Below are 17,615 nucleotides of genomic sequence, written 5' to 3' on the forward strand. Positions count from 1 at the left end.
CGCTCTGCAACATTGTGTGAGAATTATACACCGGCCCTCATGTTATGCTGGCTGCGCTCACAATTATTGAATCCATAAGCTTAATTATAAAACAATCAGCTTGTGTTCCGCGTAGGTATATTCCTCAACTACCGCAAGTTTGTCGAAAAAATTTCTTCGTGTCAACTAAACAATACAGTTGGCAAGACCATATTCCAAGAAACGTTACGCTTCTTTACATTCTTTAGCGCAATTGTTTGATGGCACGGCCCAGTTCCAGCACCGACATCGCATAGAAATAACTGCGGTTGTACTGGGTGATGGCGAAGAAATTCCCGTTTGCTAACCAGTATTCTGTGGGCTCTGCGCCATTTTGCAAGTCCACCAGTCCATATTTTGTGTGGTCCGGTGGCGCAGGTTCGGTGCTGACGCCAGCGACTTTCAGTTCATTCCAGCTATAACTGGCCACCAGCCCCTGATTCAGCATGCGTTCCCATTGCAGGTGCGGGGCGACAGCGGCAGGGTAGACGATGGCGCCATTGAGTTCGCGCTGCCAGCCATGCGCAACGAGGAAGGCGGCAACACTGCCGATGGCATCGGTGGGCGAGTTGAGCAGATCGATCTGGCCATCACCATCGAAGTCGACGGCGAATTTCATCACGCTATTCGGCATGAACTGGGGCATGCCGATGGCGCCGGCAAACGAGCCGCGCAGGCTGAGCGGATCGAGATTATTTTTGCGCGCATATTGCAGCGCTGCTTCCAGTTCGCGCCGGAAGAAGGCCATGCGCTCGTTGCGGGTGGGCGTTTCCGGATAGGCGAAGGCCAGCGTGGTCAGCGCATCGAGTACGCGGAAGCGTCCTGTGTTGCGGCCATACACGGTTTCTACGCCGATGATGCCAACGATCACTTCGGCTGGCACGCCATACTGCGCTTCGGCCCGTTCCAGCGCGGCGCTGTTTTCGCCCCAGAATTTCAGACCGGCGTTGATGCGTACGGGTTCGATAAACAGCTTGCTATAGGCTTGCCAGTTTTTCGGCTTGCCCGGCGGTGCAGGTTTGATCAGCTGGACGGCGGAATCGACAAAGCGTACTTGCCCCATCAGGTTGCTGAGTTCCGCGCGGTCCCAGTGATTGCGTACGGCCACGTCATCGAGGAAGCTGCTGACTTCTTTCCAGTCGCCGAAGTTGACGAACTCGCCTTCGTAATCGACGGCAGGGGCTTTCTTCTTGACGGTCTTTTTCTTGTGCGCGGCAGCTTTGCTGGCCTTGCTGGTCTTGTGCTGGGTGGGGGTTGCGCAGGCATTGCCCAGCAGGGTGGCCAGCAGCAGGGCGGTGATCAACGGCTTTATCGACATAGAACTAACAATTTCCTTAGCATCGCAAGCGATGCAGTACGTGATTCGGGGCGATCGGCGCCATAGCGCAGACGGCTGTAAAGCTTTAAAAATTCTTGCAGCGCGGCTTGCTGCGCAGCGCTGGACGGGCGTGTCCGCAGCCGCAGCGCATAGTCCTGTGGTCCTTCCTGCGGTGCGCGGACGAAGCCGTGGCGCGCCTGCTGGCGACAGAATTGCTGGTACAGCTGCTGCAGCGGATCGCGCTGGCGCTGGCGGCGCCACCATAACAGCCCACACAGTAGCATTGCTGCGCCCAGCGCGCCAGCGCCAAAGCCCCATGTCTGCCATGTTTGAATTAAGCGCTGCGGCTGTGCCGCAGTCTGAGCTGCAGTTTGTGCTGCAGATTGCAGCAGCGCTTGCTGGCGTTCGGGGCTGTAATCCAGCACCCACTGGTTCCACTGGCTATTCACTGCTGCTAACTGGAAGTGCAGCGTGGCGAGCAATGTTGCGGCTTCGCCGCGTAGAGCTTGCAGCAGTGGCGTGGCGCCTTGCTGGCTGGCGTCGGCCGGTGTCGCGCCTTGCAGGCGTTGCGGCGCCACGGCCGCCGTGGGATCAGCCCGTAGCCAGCCGCTACCGGCCTGCCAGTATTCGGCCCAGGCGTGGGCATCGGACTGGCGCACGCTCAGCATGCCATCGATGGGATTCAGTTCGCCACCCTGATAGCCTGTGACCACGCGTGCCGGTACGCCCATGGCACGCAGCGCGAACACGAAAGCGCCCGCGTAGTGTTCGCAGAAGCCGGCTTTGCTATCGAACAGGAATTCGTCGACGGCGTGGCGTCCCAGCAGCGGCGGTTCGAGGGTGTAGCTGTAGCCGCCTGTGCCTAGCGTACGCAGTAGGCGCTGCACCAGCACGGGCGTTGCCGCATGGTCGGCCGATAAACCTGCCGCCAGTGCCAGCGTGCGCGGATTGAAGCCTGCCGGTAGTTCCAGCCAGCGCTGCAGGGTGGCGCGACTAGCCCCGTCCTGCAGGCGGTAGTCCAGCCATGCGCTGCTGCGGTAGCGTAGTCGTTCTGACGGGGCGCTGGTAGTGAGGAATTCCATTTCGTCCGTGTCGCGTACGGCATGGCCGGGCAGTTGTAACTGCGGCCCGCTCAGTTCCAGTGCAGGCAGGTAGCGGTGCTGCTGTACTTCCAGCGTGAGTTCGTAGGGCAGCGCTGGGCCACGCGTTGCGATATCGATGTCGGCGCGCTGCCATGCTGGCTTTGCCGCGACGCGGGTCCAGCGGCGGCCATCGTAGTCGCCCAGTACGATGCTGCGCCAATACAGCTGCGAAGGTGAAGGGTGGGCGCCCTCGAAACGCACACGGAAGGCCAGCGCATCGGAGCGTGCCAGTGCGGCGATGCTGCCCGGCGCCATGCTGTCGGACAGGCCGGAGCTACCGGCGGCGCTGGCTCCGGGCAGGCCCCAGAGTGGCCCGCTGATGCGGGGGAAGCCGAGAAACAGCAGTAGTGCCAGCGGTGCGGCGAATAGCAGCAGGCGCAGCACCAGTGTCATGCGCTGGCGCAGCGCTGGCTGCTGTGCGCCATACTGGAACGAGAGCTGGGCCGTGAGGATCAGTACCAGCGCCAGTACTGTATGCAGCGCCATCAGCATGGACTGGTTGTAGAAGTAATTACTGAGTAAGACGAAATGGCACAGGAAGATCACCACCATTACATCACGTCGCGCATGCATTTCCAGTGTTTTGAAGCCCAGCAGCAGGGTTAGCATGGCGACCCCGCTATCGCGTCCTAGCCAGCTGTGGAATTCCGCGCGCACGCCAGCCATGGCGGCTAGCGCGATCGGTAACAATAGCCAGATGGGGGGCAAACGCCAGCCGGCGCAGGTGAGTAAGGTGCGCCACAGCAGCGTGGCGGCGATGGTCAGGCTGATCCACCACGGCAGGTGCTGGGTATGCGGCACCAATACCGCCAGTGCTGCCAGCAGCAATAGCAGGGTGTCCTGCTGCTCGCGCGTGTAGCGTAACAGCCGTCCCTTCATGAATGTGCCTCCGCTGGTCGCGCCTGATCTGCTGGCGTCACATCTGCGGGTGCCGCATGGGGCTGGGCCGGGACTGCCCCGGCCTGATACAGCGCCAGCGCGCGCAGGCAGTCATGTTGCTGCGCCGGCCCCAGCGACTGAGCGATCTGCTGCTGGCCTAGTTGCAGGCTGTACGGCAGAGCGCAGGCTTCTGCTGCGAGTACCCATGCGCATAGGCGCGATAATTTCTGTTCCAGTGTTAGCTGGGATGGTAGCTGGGCCAGATCGAAGTGCAGGGCACCGGCTGCACCACCGTCAAACTGGCGCGCCAGCAGTGCGGCGTGGTCCGCGCTGGCATGGCGGGCGATCTGGCGCCATGCCAGATGGCGCGGGCTGTCGCCGGGGCGGTAGTCGCGCAGACCCGCAAAGTGGTCGTTGTCGCTCAGATTGTGGCGATGTTGGCTGCCATTGCGGGTGCCGCTGGCGCTGGTGGGCAGGGGCATGGGCGGGTATTCGGGGGCGGGATAAACCAGTACCTTCTGCGCTGGCTGCCAGTAGCTCCATGCGCGGAACAGGCCGAGCGGGAAGCGCGTCACCAGCCGGATGCGGCCGGCCGCCTGCCAGCCCCGCGCGCTGGTGGCGGCATGCACCACTACGCTGGCGGCGGGTAGCTGGCTCGCGCCGCCTAGGTCGCATGGAACCATGCTGGTGCCATCGGCCTGAAATCCCAGCCACAGCGCGTAGTGCTGGCGGCCGGCGGCAGGCGTCAATTCGATCTGGAAGCTGGCCGCTGCACCGGCAAAGACGGGCATGGCGCGGCCGGGTGTGAGTGTCAGGCCGGCCAGATTGCGCGCTGTGGCCACCATGTCGGCCAGCACGCAGGCGCCCAGCAGGAAGGTCAGTGCATAGCCCAGCCCGAGGTTGTAGTTAAGCGAACCGGCCAGCATCAGTAGCAGTAGCCCGCTACATTGCAGGCCGGCGCGGGTGGGGACGATGTAGATGCGGCGCATGCTCAGCGTCATGCTGCTGGCAGCCGGCCCGCCCAGATGGTACAGCCAGCGGGCCTGCACTGCGCTGCGCAATCGCTGCAGAAGCGCTTTCATCGCCGTCAGACGGGAACGGATTTCAGCAGCAGTTGCACCAGTTCGGCGCCGGTACGGGCGCCGCCTGGCGCTGCCGGCAAGGGCCGCAGGCGGTGGGCGCAGACGGCTACCAGCACGGCTTGCACGTCTTCCGGTAGCACGTGGTCACGCCCATCCAGCAGGGCCCACGCGCGCGCAGCATGCAGCAGGGCGATGGCGGCACGGGGGCTCAGGCCTTCGGCACACCACGGCCGGTTGCGCGAGGTGGCGGCCAGCGCCTGCACGTAATCGATCAGGGCGGGCGCAGCGTGAATACCGCGTACCGCCTGCTGGGCCGCGAGTAGCGCGGCCGGCTGCATCTGCGGCTGCAACGTGCGCAGCAACTGGCGGCGGTCTTCGCCCATCAGCAGGGCGCGTTCGGCGGCTGCGTCGGGATAGCCCAGCGAGAGGCACATGAGGAAGCGGTCCAGCTGCGATTCCGGCAGCGGGTAGGTGCCGATCTGGTGGCCGGGATTTTGGGTGGCGATGACGAAGAACGGTGCGGGCAGGGGCCGCGTCACACCGTCGCTGCTGACCTGCTGTTCGGCCATGGCTTCCAGCAGGCCGGATTGGGCCTTGGGTGTGGCGCGGTTGATTTCATCGGCCAGCAGCACCTGCGTGAAGATCGGTCCCGGATGGAATACGAAGGCGCCCTGTTCGCGCTGGTAGATGGCGATGCCGTTGACGTCGGCCGGCAGCAGGTCGCTGGTAAATTGCAGGCGGTTGAACTGCAGCCCCAGCGACAGGGCCAGCGCATGCGCCAGCGTGGTCTTGCCTACGCCGGGCAAGTCTTCGATCAGCAGGTGGCCGCCGGCCAGCAGGCAGGTCAGGGCCAGACGGATTTGCGGGTCTTTGCCGACGATGACAGTGCCAACCTGACGGGCGACGGCTTGCAGTTGCTGGTGCATGGTATCGATGGACGGTTGTTCTGCCCTGATTCTAAGCGAGAACGCGTGCCAGCGATACCAGTGCGGTTCGCCTTAGTCGGCGTGCTTGAGATTTTTGTCGAGGAAGACTTCGACCTTGCTCCAGAAGTCGATATTGTTTTCCGAGTGACGCCAGCCATGGCCCTCGTTGTTGTACATCAGGTAGCTGACGTTGGGATTGCCGGCTTTGACGGCGTCGGCAAATTTGCGCGCATGTTCGGGCGGTACGCGGCGGTCCTGCGCACCGTGCGCCATCAGCAGCGGCTGTTTCAGTTCGGCGGCGCGCAGCAGCGGGGACGTGTGGCGGAATTGCTCGGCATTTTTCTCCGGATCGCCGATCAGCTGGCGTGCGCCATAGCCCAGCCACTCTTCCGGCATATCCGATTCGCTGGAACTGAACATCAGATTGATGTCGGTGACACCGGCCCATTCCACGCCGCAGCGGAACAGTTGCGGTTCCTTGATCAGTCCCATCAGCGTGGCATAGCCACCGTAGCTGGCGCCCATCAGGGCGATGCGCTGGCTGTCGGCCCAGCCCTGCTGGATGGCCCACTGTGCCGCATCGCTCAAGTCATCCTGCATGCTCAGGCCCCACTGGCGCCAGCCGGCGCGGAAGTGATCGGCGCCGAAGCCCGTGCTGCCGCGGAATTCCGGCTGGATCACGACGTAGCCGCGCGAGGACAGGAAGGCTGCTTCGCTATCCCATTCCCACGACGAACCGCGCGCCTGCGGACCACCATGCACCAGCACGACGGCCGGTTGCGGGCCAGTCGGTTTACCGGCTGGCATGGTGACGTAGACTGGAATGCTGCGGCCATCGCGTGCCTTGTACTGGTGGAAGCTGCGCGCGCCTACCTGTGCCTTGGTGATGTTGGGCTGGGTGCTGCCCAGACCTATCATGGCGCCACTACTGCGGTTGTACAGGATGTATTGCAGCGGCTGGCGATCCGATACGGCAGCGATCAGCAATACCGGGCTGGCACTGCAATCCTGTGCGCAGCTCACGGTGTTGATGGTGCCGGGCAGGGCGGCATCGATCTTGGCCTGTTCGGCCTTCAGCTTGGGATCTAGCCAGACCGTGGTGCCGGCATCGGTATGCAACTGGAAGCCCAGCAGCTTGCCCGTGGCGCGGTCGATTTCCGGCGCGCCGTGGAAATCGAAGCCCGGTGTTTCGACGATAGGCTCGTCGTCCATCTTCATGGCCTTCAGGTCGTAACGAAACAGGGCACCGTAGTTCTTGTAGTTGGCACGTACGAATAGCGTATTGGCGCCATCGAAAAATAGGGGCTGGAAGCGCTGGTCGGTAAAGCACACACCGTTGTTCAGTTCTTTCCACTGGGTGTCTTCAGGATTGCGGAAATAGCTGATGCAGCGGCCTTTGACCATGCTCGATACCACGCGCGGTACATCTTTGCTATCGGTGATCCAGTCCTTGACGGCTTCCGGCTGGGGGCCTTCGAAAGCGCTGCGCAAAATCTGGGTGCGGGTGTTGAGGCGGTACAGGCGCGAATGGTCGGGCGCGCGGTCGGTATGGTTCCAGACATACTTCTCCACCAGTATGTCGTCCGAACCATCGTGGGCCGTGTCGAAGAAGCCGTATTCGGCTGTCAGCGTGCGGTTGGTGAAGCGCGAACCTATGCTTTCCTGCTGGTGGCCCCAGTTACCGGCGATCAGGTGGACGCGTCGCTCGCCATCACGGTCAACGGCGAATTCATCCCAGTTGCCCTCGAATTCGATCTGCATATTCTTTACAGTGAAGCCGATACGCTGCTCGTTAATCCAGTGCAGGCTGGTGACTCGGGCGTTATCCATCGCATTGCGGGTGATGACTTTGAGCTTGGTGGGATCGGCGGTTTCGCGGATCACCAGTGCCTGGGTGCCATCGCTGAGCGCCATGGTGCTGGCCACATAGCCGCCTTTGGGCGACAGCGTGACATTGCTGATTTCGGCGCCGTTGAAAAAGGCCGCAACGGGCGGCAGGCTGGCTGTAGCGGCCTGCAGGGCGGGGCTGAACAGGGCGGCAATGAGAGCTAGGCGGGGCAGAAAAACGGTACGACGCATGGGGACCTTTAATGATATGATTTATTATTTGATAATCATATTAGTCAATTGATTTATTGTCCATTGAGACAATCTGGCAAGTATGACTTTGTGGCTTCTATGGTAAATTGGGCGATACCAGTAGAAGTACGCGATATGACCACAGCCATTTACAGCCATCCCGATTGCGCCCGGCACGATATGGGCGACTGGCACCCCGAATCTCCGGCGCGCCTGCAGGCCATCGCCGATCAGCTTATTAGCGCTCATGTGAACGATCTGTTCCAGCACCGCGAGGCGCCGCTGGTGGCGCTGAGCGATCTGGAACGCAATCACAGCCGCAACGCCATCGCTATCGTGCGCGACAATGTGCCGGCCGAAGGCGACACCTATCCCATCGATGGCGACACCACCTTAAACCACTACAGCTGGGCCGCAGCCCAGCGCGCCGCCGGTGCGGCCGTGGCGGCCACGGACGCGGTAATCGATGGCGAGATCGAGAATGCCTTCTGCGCGATCCGCCCGCCCGGCCACCACGCGCGGCCGATCGAGCCGATGGGCTTCTGTCTGTTCAACAACGTCGCCATCGCGGCCAAGCATGCGCTGGACGTGCGCGGGCTGGCGCGGGTGGCCGTAGTGGATTTCGATGTTCATCATGGCAATGGCACGGAAGAAGCGTTGCGCAACGAGCCGCGTGCGCTGATGGTGAGCTTCTTCCAGCATCCGTTCTACCCCTACACGGAGCCGGAGCCGATCACGCCGAATCTGGTGAATGTGCCGCTACCGGCACGTTCCGGTGGCGAGGAAGTGCGCAAGGTAGTGCTGGAACACTGGCTGCCGGCGTTGCAGGCCTTCAGGCCGGAGATGATTTTTATTTCGGCGGGATTCGATGCGCACCGTGAAGATGAAATCGGCGGCATGGGACTGGTGGAAGAAGACTATGCGTGGATCACGCAGCAGATCATGGCGGTAGCGCGCCAGCATGCGCAAGGCCGCATCGTCAGCTGCCTTGAAGGTGGCTACAACCTGTCGGCACTGGGCCGCAGCGTAGTAGCGCACCTCAAGGCGCTGGCCGAGATCTAGTTGACGATACGCGCCCCTTGACGGGCCGACCAGCGGTACAAGTTCCATACCAGCGCGCTGCCCACCAACAGGGCAATGATCATGGTGTTCGATTCATTGAGGCTGTTGGCGATAGCCAGCGGCTCGCCTTTACCGGATAGCACGATCAGGCCGGCCAGTGCCACATTGAACAGGCTTTCGCCAACGATGAAGCCGGACATGATCAGCACCCCCAGACGCTTGGCGGTTTCGCCGCCCGTCTTGCGTTCCATCGCGCGTTCGAACAGGTAGCCGGTAATCGCGCCGATCACCACCGGCGTAATCACTGCGCTGGGCAGGTAGATGGCCAGCCCCACGCCCAGCGGTGGCAGGCTGTATTTGTTGTTGCTGGTTTTTTTCAGAGCGAAGTTAATCAGCACCAGCAGCAGGCCGACCAGCGCGCCGTAGCCCAGCAGATTCCATTGCAGATTGCCGCCGATGACGCCATTGGCCAGCGTCGAGATCAGCAGCGCTTGCGGTGCGGCCAGCGGCTGGTCGGAGATGGCATGGGTGTTGGCCGCGCCGACGAAGCCGTTGGCGTGGTTGAGCAGTTCCAGCACGGGTGGCACCACGCAGGAACCGGCCACCACGCCGATCAGCAGGCCCACCTGCTGTTTCCATGGCGTGGCATCGACCAGCTGGCCCGTTTTCAGATCCTGCAGATTGTCGTTGCCGATCACGGCCACGGCCAGCACCACGGTGGTGACGAACAGGGCGAAGGCGATCAGTGCCTGTGCCGTGTTCGGGCCGAGGATGCCGCGGCCTACCATGCCCACGCTGAGTGCAGCACCGAGGATGGTCAGAATCGCGATGCCCGATACGGGGGAATTGGAGGAACCGATCAGACCTGCCATGTAGCCGCATACGGCGGCAGCAAACATGCCGGCGATCAGAATGTAGCCGATGCCGACAGCTACCAGCGGCACGCTCAGGCTGGCGATGGTAGTACCGTCCAGGAAGCTGGCCAGCAGCCAGCCGGCTGGCACCATGGAGATCAGGGTAATCAGGCCGACGATGAAGATGGGCAGATCCTGCTCGGTACGGTCCAGCGCCACGCCGGCCTGTTTGGCTTTGCGTGCAGTTTCCATGGCCGATTTCAGGCCGCTGTAGATAGGCTTGGCCAGACCGGCCAGCGTGACGATAGCGGCCAGACCGATCACGCCGGCGCCCATCATGCGCACTTCTTTGGACCAGATGCTCAGCGCATGGGCGCTGGCATCCATGCCGGCTGCGGCAGGCGTCAGGCTGGTCATCAGCGGCACCATGATGCCCCAGGCGATGATCAGACCGGCCAGCATGGCGATGCCGACGGTAATGCCCATCAGGTGGCCGGCGCCGATCAGGGCCAGCGAGCTGGAAGCGCCGATGCCGGTGGCACCGCTGCCGGTACGGAAGTAGAGCGACATTTCGGCTGCCATGAATTTGATGGCGCCGCCCGCAGCATAGGCTGCCGAAGCCAGACTGCCCCAGATCACGGCCCACAGGCCGGCTTTGCCTTCCTCGGCGCCCGAGCGCGAGGCCATGCCCACTTTCAGCACCTCGGCCGCAGCCACGCCTTCAGGGTAGGGCAGATCGGATTGCGACACGAGGGCGCGGCGCAGCGGCATGGTGTACATCACACCGAGCACGCCGCCCACGGCGCAGGCGCCGAACACAGGCCAGAACGGCACTTCCGACCACCAGCCTATCATGATCAGGCCGGGCAGCACGAAGATCACGGAAGCCAGTGTGCCGGCGGCCGAAGCGATGGTCTGGACGATGTTATTTTCCTGTATGGTGGCGTCCTTGAAGGCGCTCAGCAGCGCCATGGAAATCACGGCGGCAGGAATCGAGGTAGCGAAGGTCAGGCCCACTTTCAGGCCCAGATACACCTGTGCGGCGGTGAATACCAGTGTAATCAGTATCCCCAGGATGATGCCACGCAGGGTGATTTCCTTCGGATTGGACGGTGCAGCTATGCTCATCTTCAGCACTCCGGTCGAAAAATAAATATTGTAGATATGGTTAGAAACAGCAAAAGCGACCCATCATATCCGAAAGCCGCGCGGCTCAGCAGGTAAAATAGCGGATTGTCAGAACGTTTTAGAAGGTCAGAGCATGTCGATACAATGGTTCCCTGGGCATATGAACGCCGCCAAGAAGAAAGCGGCCGAGCAGATGGAGAACACCGATCTGGTGATCGAGGTGGTCGATGCGCGGCTGCCCGAGGCCAGCACCAACCCCATGGTGCTAGAGCTGCGCAAATTCCGCCAGCGTCCGTGCCTGAAGATCATCAACAAGGTCGATCTGGCCGATCCTGCCGCCACGGCCGCGTGGGTGGCCTATTACAACGCGCAGGAAGGCGTGAGCGCGTATGCCATGACCACCAAGAAGCCGGCCGACGTGGCGCGCATTCCCGAACTGGCGCGCGCACTGGCGCCGCACCGCGGCGTGCCGACCAAGCCGCTGCGCATCATGATCATGGGGATTCCTAACGTGGGCAAATCCACCCTGATGAATGCGCTGCTGAAGAAGCGCGTGGCCAAAGTGGGCGACGAGCCGGCTGTGACAAAACAGCAACAGAAGCTGTATCTGGATAAGAACACCATCCTGGTCGATACGCCCGGCATGCTGTGGCCGAAGATCGCCATGCCTAGCGATGGCCTGATGCTGGCCGCCAGCCATGCCGTCGGCACCAATGCCGTGATCGAAGAAGAAGTGGCCGTGTTCCTGGCCGACGAACTGCTGCAGTCCTACCCGCAGCTGCTGGTAGCGCGCTACGGTTTCAAGGATATCGAGAGCATGGACGGCATCGCCGTGGTGGAAGGCATCGCCGCGCGGCGCGGTTTCCGCCAGAAGGGTGGCGATCTGGATTTCGAAAAAGCCTCGCACGTCTTCCTCGGCGACTACCGCAGCGGTGCGCTAGGCCGTATCTCGCTGGAGACGCCGGCTAGCCGCGCCTTACGCCTCGAACAGTTTGCCGCCGCCGAAGCGGCCCGTCTGGCTGAAAAGGCCGCCAAGGAAGCGGAAAAAGCCGAGAAGGCCGCGCGCGGCAAGCGCGGTACCTAAGGCGTCCGGTCAGCTTTTGCGCTGACGGTAGATCTGCAGGGCGACCAGTGTGGTCGCCATAAAGCAGGAGAACACCAGGCTGCGGCCCCAGTGATAGTTGGTGGGGTCGCCCAGCGTGTGGACATAAATCACGTTACCGCATAGGCCGCCCAGCATGGCCATAGCAAAGTTGCGCACATTCCGTTTCATATCATTCTCGCGTTAAGTAGTGCGGTGATTCCGGGCTATGGCTGGCCGCACGAACCTCGCGGACATCCTTCTTTATGGGTTTATTCTACCGAGTCTGGCGTGATGGACTTACGGACTTTGCCCTGCTCGTCCAGCATACGGATTTCGGCCTTGCCGTTGGCGCTGACCAGCAGCTGCATACGTATCCGGCCTTCCGCATCCTTGAGTTGTAATGCCGCCCCCTTGTCCCCGGTATTGCCCAGCCATATACGGTTCTGGCTGAGACGACCGCTTTCTACCAGATTTTTCCAGTAGCTACGCTGCTCAACGTCGCTGAGTTTTTTGCTCTCTTCGCCAAAGCGTTTCACGTCGTCCATCGAGGTGATGGTATAGCTGGGAACATCGTTGATTTTCAGCCCCGTCATCTGATAATTGGCGCTGTCATTGTTGAGTAACTGCAGCGTCTGATCCTGCCGGAAGCGATCAAATGTGAGCGATAAGCCCGATGAAATTTTGCCGTCAGCACTGATGCTGCCCTTCTGGATCAGACCACCGTTTTCCGTGCCTTCCTCGTTAATGAACAGCATGCCAGCGAATGACCTGCGATCTGGGCGAGCGCCTTCTTTACCTTGCTGGAAGTCCCCGGGGAATTGTGCCTTGTTCGACAAAATGATGCGTTTGGTGCCGTCTGGTTCGACGATATTGATGCGGCCTACGGTAATTTCATCAAAGCTGGCGTTACGGCCGGGATTGGTGGCGCCAGTCAAAGCGACTACCGCCGCAATTGCTGCTGCCATCGCGGTAGCACCGCTCAAAAAAGTGCGAACATTCGACATACAACTCCCTGATTAAAAAGCTAGCGGCTATCCGCGCCAGCCTAGACTGCGAAAGTGGCGCAGTCTACACCAGCGCTAGGGAGTCAAAATACACCAACTGTCACAACTTGCTTGCGCACTTAATGTGGTGCGGTGTTCAGCATCGCATGCAGCGTTCGGCGAGCGATCAACCGAAGCGGAAGCTGCTGACGGCTAGCGCGCCCATGAAGGCGTCTTCGTGATACGGCACGCTGGCGTTATCCTGCTCGGCTGCGCCTACCACCACCATCAGCGGCAGCAGGTGTTCCTCGCGCGGGTGCGCCATGCGGGCAGCCGGTGCTGTTTCCCACTCCAGCAGGGCCGCGGTGCGTTCGGTTGGCGGCAGGGCCATGGCGCTGCGCAGCCAGTCGTCGAAGGCGCGCGCAGCAGCGGCGCCCTGTGCGTTAAAGGCGCGCAGATTGTGGAAGCTCAGGCCACTACCGACGATCAGCACACCCTGTTCGCGCAGCGGTGCCAGCAAACGGCCCACCTGCAGGTGCGCCAGCGGATCGAGATCGTGGCGCAGCGAGAGCTGGACGATGGGCATGTCGGCCTGCGGATAGGCCGGATACAGGGCGCTGAACGTGCCGTGATCGAAGCCGCGCTGCTCATCCAGCACGGCAGGGAAGCCGCCCGCATCGAGCAGCTGCTTGACCTGCGCGGCCAGTGCCGGATCGCCCGGTGCCGGATACTGCACTTGGTAGGTGTGCGGCGGGAAGCCACCGTAGTCGTAGATCATCGGCGGCTGGGCCGACGACGACAGCATGAACTGGCGCCCCTCCCAGTGGGCGGTAATGACCAGCAGCGCTTTCGGCCTTGCCGGCAGTTCGGACGGCAGGGCGCGCAGCGACGCATCGAGCTTGGCATACAGATGCCCGACCTGATCCATCATGAACGGCCAGGGGCCGCCGCCGTGGGACAGAAAATAGGTAGGCAAGGTAGACATGTGCAAACTCCGTGGGAATGATGCCCATAACTATAAGGACGGCTGCCCACCTTATCAATCCATGAAATGTCGATAGATTCGATCTAAATAGTTAATCGAACGGCTGCTGCTGCCACACCGATAGGGTCGCGCGCCAGCGGTAAAACCGTCCAGATGCGCGTAGACGCGTATAATGCGCGGGTTTTGGTGCTTGCCAGCGTGTTCGCGCTGGCAGTTAAACGGGAAACACAGGGTCGTGCGCGCTTGTCAGCGCGGCGGCTAAAGTGTGCTGCCCCCGCAACGGTAACGCATGACGCAACGCGCGCCATGCCAGCCCGGATACCGGCCAGACAGGGGGAAGGGCGCAGGCATAGCCGGCGCCACTTCCGTACACTTCCAGCTTGCGGGGACGCAGGCGGATGTCTCTTTTGAAAATGAATGTCATGTCAGTTTTCCGTCCACGCCGGCTCGCTGCAGCCGTAGCTCTCTGCTTTACCTCCGTAACCCCGCTGACCGTTCTGGCACAGGAAGTCGCCGCGCAAACGGCACAAATGGCGCAATTGGCTCAAGCGCTGGCCCCCGTCGTCGTCACCGGCGCCCGTTTTGATGCCGATGCAGCCCTGCCGCCCATCGGCGCGATTGTGATCCAGTCGGAAGATATCCAGCGTGCTGGCGTTAATGACGTTAATTCGGCAATCCGCAAAATTGGCGGCGTGTATGGTCGCCAGAGCCTCGATGGTAGCCCTGATTTCAGTCTGGACCTGCGCGGCTTCGGCACGAACAGTAGCCAGAACATGGTGATCGTGCTGGATGGCGTGCGCCTGTCGGAAAATGAACTGAGTAACGCCATTCTGTCCACTATTCCTATCGATAGCGTGGAACGCATCGAGATCACCCGTGGCGGCGCCAGTGTGCTGTACGGTGATGGTGCTACCGGTGGCGTGATCAACATCGTTACGCGCCGTCCGGTGAAGTTCAGCCGTCGTGGCAGCATGTTTGTGGAAGGCGGCCAGTTCGGCGCAGGTGAGCTGCGCCTGTCCGGCGCACATGCATGGGAAGGTTTCGCAGCCGATGCCACGCTCGATACCCAGCGCACCGACAACTACCGTAACAACAACGAATTCAAGCAGACCCAGTTCGCCGGTGGCGCACAGTGGTTCAGCGATGCTGGCCGTGCCGGTTTCCGCTACGAAGGCGCGCGTCAGGATATGGGCTTGCCCGGTTCGCTGAAGGCCAGTCAGTTTGCCAGCAATCCCCGTCTGGCCAGCACGCCGGACAATGCGGCCAGCCTCGATAGCGACCGCCTGACCGTGTTCGGTCAGCGCCGCATCGGCGCGTATGATCTGGCGGCCGATCTGTCCTACCGTAAGAAGCACAGCAAGGCCAGCTATTTTGGCGACTACCCTTCGGTGACGGATTACGAGAGCAAGCAGACCCAGTTCTCGCCACGTGTGCGCCATCTGGGCCATGTGGCTGGTCTGCTTAACGAAACGGTTGCCGGTATCGATATGACGTACTGGACCCGCGTTGCCACCGGCGGCAGTTCGGCGGACGCCAATCAGCACGCCAAGGCCATCTATCTGCGCGATGAACTGCGCTTCGATGCAGCCCATCAGGGCCGTCTTTCGGCGGGTGTACGGCGCGAACTGTTCGATAAGAACTTCCGCGATCCGTTTGGCTACGGCAGTACGGCCTACAGTGCCGTGCAGGCAGTGAATGCTTGGGAACTACAGGCCAGCTATATGCCGCTGGCGCACACCACGGTATTCGGCAAGGCTGGCCAGAGCTACCGTCTGGCTACCTCGGACGAAAATGCTTATCCGCAGACGAATAATCAGCCACTGGCGCCACAGCAGTCGCATGATCTGGAACTGGGCGTCAGCTATGCCAGCGCGCTGCAGAAACTGACAGCGCGGGTGTTCCGCCATCAGCTGACCAACGAAATCTTCTACAACCCTAGCGTCTACGCCAACGTCAATCTGGCGCCGACCCGCCGTGAAGGCTTCGAGCTTGATGCCGAACAGCGCATCAACGCTGACTGGACGTTAAACGGTCACTACCAGTATGTGGATGCCCGCTTTACCGAAGGCAGTAATCATGGCAAGCAGATGGTACTGGTGCCGAAGAATACGCTGAGCGCACGGATCAGCTGGACGCCAGCCAGCGGCCAGACGGCCGATCTGGGCGCGCAGTGGGTGGATAACCAGCGCTTCGGTAATGACTTCGCCAATCAGTGCAGTGCCCGCATTCCCAGCTACACCACGCTGGACGCCCGTTATGCGCGTACCTACGGCCAGTGGGAAGTGGCGCTGCAGGGCTTGAACCTGACGGACAAGCACTACTACTCGCAAGCGTTTGGCTGCAACAGCGCGATCTATCCGGCCGATGGCCGCCAGTTCAAGCTGTCGGCGCGCTACAGCTTCTGAGCTAAGCCATGAAGACTCGCGCTTACTTCCGCAAGCTGGCGCTGCTGGGTGCCATGGCCGGCCTGCTGGCCGCTGGCGCCGCGCAGGCGGCCATCACCGTGCGTGACGATGCCGGTAATACCGTCACGCTGGCCAAACCAGCCCAGCGCGTGATTGCCATGGCACCGCACATTACGGAGCTGCTGTTTGCCGCTGGCGGCGGCGAGCGGGTAGTGGGCGCGATGAACTTCAGTGATTATCCGGAAGCAGCCAAGCGCCTGCCACTGATCGGTAGCGATGCGCAGATCGATCTGGAGCGGGTGCTGGCACTGCGGCCAGATCTGCTGGTGGTGTGGCAGAGCGGGAACACGGCACGCCAGATCGAACAGCTGAAAAGTCTCGGCGTGCCGGTGTTCTACAGCGAACCGAAAAAACTGGAGCAGGTTGCTACCAGCCTGACCCGGCTCGGCCAGCTGATGGGCACCGACGCGGTGGCGCAGGCCGCAGCGCAGGATTACCGCCAGAAGATTGCCGCGCTGAGCACCCGTTATGCAGCCAGACCGGTGGTGCGGGTGTTCTACCAGATCTGGGAAAAGCCCATCTACACCCTGAACGGCGAGCATATCGCCAGCGACGCCATGCGCGTCTGCGGCGGCCAGAATGTGTTTGCCGATGAGCGCGTGCCGGCACCGAATGTGAGCAGCGAAGCGGTGCTGAAGGCTAATCCCGAAGCCATCATCGGCGGCCAGCGCCACGATGCCGAAGCGGGCATCCAGATCTGGCGCAAAGTCACGGCGCTGGAGGCTGTCAGGCGCGGCAATCTGTTCATGCTTGATAGCGAACTGCTGGTGCGCGCCACCCCGCGCATCGCCGATGGCATTGCCGTGCTGTGCGAAAAACTGGAAACGGCGCGCCAGCGCCGCCCCGCCAGCAAGCCTTAATCTTCAGTTAATTTGCGCGCAGAGAAAAAGGTGGTAATCTCCCCGCGTTTGCCACCTATCTTGAACAAGGACTACTATGCGTTTCCTGAGCTTTCTGCGTCCCCTGTTAGCCACTGCTGCCTTCATGGCGGCTGCCAGCGGCGCCTATGCGGCCGATTTCAAAGACGGTCTGGACTACAATACCGTGAACGCGCCTAGCCGCCCGGACACGGGCAAGAAAGTCGAAGTACTGGAAGTGTTTATGTACCACTGCCCGCATTGCAACGCGCTGGACGTGCCACTGGCCGACTGGGTGAAAAAGCAGGGCGACAAGATCGTGTTCCGCCGCATGCACCTCGGTGAAGATGCGCAGGCCAAGGCTTTCTACACGCTGGAAGCCATGAATGCGCTGGGTAACGGCATGCACGAAAAGCTGTTCCGTGCGATTCACGTCGAACGTAATCGCCTGAATACCGACCAGCTGGTGCTGGACTTCGTGGTGAAAAACGGCATCGACAAAGCCAAATATCTGGAAACTTTCAACTCGTTTGGCGTTCAAACCCGCATCAAGCGCGGCGTGCAGATGGCCAATCTGTACAAGCTCGATAGCGTGCCTGCCATCGTGATCGATGGTCATTACACCACGTCGCCAGCCGTGGCTGGCCATGGTCTGACTTCGGTACCAGCGGCCCACGCTGCCATGTTTGCCGTGGCCGATAGCCTGATCGCCAAGTCGCTGCAAGAACGCGCGGCGAAGAAATAAGCCTACCT

The 17,615-nt window shown here is 61.5% G+C and carries 14 protein-coding genes and 1 riboswitch; of the genes, 5 read left to right on the forward strand and 9 right to left on the reverse strand.

Translation table 11 applies throughout. The features are described from left to right. Window positions 1-223: 223 nt before the first annotated feature. From mltB to ABNT42_RS19860, 5 genes are all read right to left on the reverse strand, one after another. Window positions 224-1,336: a lytic murein transglycosylase B gene (gene mltB / locus ABNT42_RS19840; protein WP_348699887.1), complete on the reverse strand. Its 1,113-nt coding sequence runs from the start codon at window positions 1,334-1,336 to the stop codon at window positions 224-226. Beyond that, window positions 1,327-3,357, reverse strand: coding sequence for a DUF3488 and transglutaminase-like domain-containing protein (locus tag ABNT42_RS19845; protein ID WP_348699889.1), 2,031 nt, complete (start codon window positions 3,355-3,357; stop codon window positions 1,327-1,329). Before ABNT42_RS19845 ends, mltB begins: the two co-directional genes overlap by 10 nt. Further along, window positions 3,354-4,439: a DUF58 domain-containing protein gene (locus ABNT42_RS19850; RefSeq protein ID WP_348699891.1), complete on the reverse strand. Its 1,086-nt coding sequence runs from the start codon at window positions 4,437-4,439 to the stop codon at window positions 3,354-3,356. The genes ABNT42_RS19845 and ABNT42_RS19850 overlap by 4 nt, the downstream gene beginning before the upstream one ends. 5 nt (window positions 4,440-4,444) lie before the next feature. Further along, window positions 4,445-5,365: a MoxR family ATPase gene (locus ABNT42_RS19855; RefSeq protein WP_348699893.1), complete on the reverse strand. Its 921-nt coding sequence runs from the start codon at window positions 5,363-5,365 to the stop codon at window positions 4,445-4,447. 72 nt (window positions 5,366-5,437) lie between these two features. Next, window positions 5,438-7,444, reverse strand: a complete 2,007-nt coding sequence (locus ABNT42_RS19860) for an alpha/beta fold hydrolase (protein ID WP_348699895.1) — start codon at window positions 7,442-7,444, stop codon at window positions 5,438-5,440. A 135-nt stretch (window positions 7,445-7,579) separates the two neighbouring features. Here ABNT42_RS19860 and ABNT42_RS19865 point away from each other — a divergent pair, with 135 nt between their 5' ends. Next, the gene (locus ABNT42_RS19865; protein ID WP_348699896.1) at window positions 7,580-8,506 is read left to right on the forward strand and encodes a histone deacetylase family protein; all 927 of its coding nucleotides are present in this window, start codon (window positions 7,580-7,582) and stop codon (window positions 8,504-8,506) included. Here ABNT42_RS19865 and ABNT42_RS19870 read toward each other — a convergent pair. Continuing rightward, window positions 8,503-10,488: an oligopeptide transporter, OPT family gene (locus ABNT42_RS19870; protein WP_348699898.1), complete on the reverse strand. Its 1,986-nt coding sequence runs from the start codon at window positions 10,486-10,488 to the stop codon at window positions 8,503-8,505. The genes ABNT42_RS19865 and ABNT42_RS19870 overlap by 4 nt on opposite strands. A 133-nt stretch (window positions 10,489-10,621) precedes the next feature. Here ABNT42_RS19870 and ylqF point away from each other — a divergent pair, with 133 nt between their 5' ends. Further along, entirely contained in the window at window positions 10,622-11,572 is a 951-nt protein-coding gene (ylqF, locus tag ABNT42_RS19875) for a ribosome biogenesis GTPase YlqF (protein ID WP_348699900.1), read from the forward strand. A 9-nt stretch (window positions 11,573-11,581) separates the two neighbouring features. Here the strand turns inward: ylqF and ABNT42_RS19880 are convergent, their stop codons facing one another. The 3 genes from ABNT42_RS19880 to ABNT42_RS19890 all read right to left on the reverse strand — a co-directional run bounded on the left by ABNT42_RS19880 (window position 11,582) and on the right by ABNT42_RS19890 (window position 13,540). Continuing rightward, on the reverse strand, window positions 11,582-11,761 hold the full coding sequence (locus ABNT42_RS19880; RefSeq protein ID WP_348699902.1) for a hypothetical protein: 180 nt from the start codon (window positions 11,759-11,761) through the stop codon (window positions 11,582-11,584). Between the two features lie 80 nt (window positions 11,762-11,841). Continuing rightward, window positions 11,842-12,537, reverse strand: a complete 696-nt coding sequence (locus ABNT42_RS19885; RefSeq protein ID WP_348699905.1) for a hypothetical protein — start codon at window positions 12,535-12,537, stop codon at window positions 11,842-11,844. A 205-nt stretch (window positions 12,538-12,742) separates the two neighbouring features. Next, window positions 12,743-13,540, reverse strand: a complete 798-nt coding sequence (locus ABNT42_RS19890) for a class III extradiol ring-cleavage dioxygenase (RefSeq protein WP_348699906.1) — start codon at window positions 13,538-13,540, stop codon at window positions 12,743-12,745. A 167-nt stretch (window positions 13,541-13,707) separates the two neighbouring features. Beyond that, window positions 13,708-13,885, forward strand: a riboswitch (cobalamin riboswitch). 77 nt (window positions 13,886-13,962) lie between these two features. On the opposite strand from ABNT42_RS19890, the gene ABNT42_RS19895 reads away from it, so the two are divergent. From ABNT42_RS19895 to ABNT42_RS19905, 3 genes are all read left to right on the forward strand, one after another. After that, complete coding sequence (locus ABNT42_RS19895; protein WP_348699908.1) at window positions 13,963-15,945, forward strand: TonB-dependent receptor; 1,983 nt, start codon at window positions 13,963-13,965, stop codon at window positions 15,943-15,945. A gap of 53 nt (window positions 15,946-15,998) precedes the next feature. After that, window positions 15,999-16,865, forward strand: coding sequence for a cobalamin-binding protein (locus tag ABNT42_RS19900; protein WP_348700137.1), 867 nt, complete (start codon window positions 15,999-16,001; stop codon window positions 16,863-16,865). A gap of 76 nt (window positions 16,866-16,941) precedes the next feature. Continuing rightward, complete coding sequence (locus ABNT42_RS19905) at window positions 16,942-17,607, forward strand: thiol:disulfide interchange protein DsbA/DsbL (RefSeq protein ID WP_348699909.1); 666 nt, start codon at window positions 16,942-16,944, stop codon at window positions 17,605-17,607. The last annotated feature ends 8 nt before the right edge of the window (window positions 17,608-17,615 follow it).

Source organism: Duganella fentianensis (genome assembly GCF_964031615.1).
GTDB lineage: Bacteria > Pseudomonadota > Gammaproteobacteria > Burkholderiales > Burkholderiaceae_D > Rugamonas > Rugamonas fentianensis_A.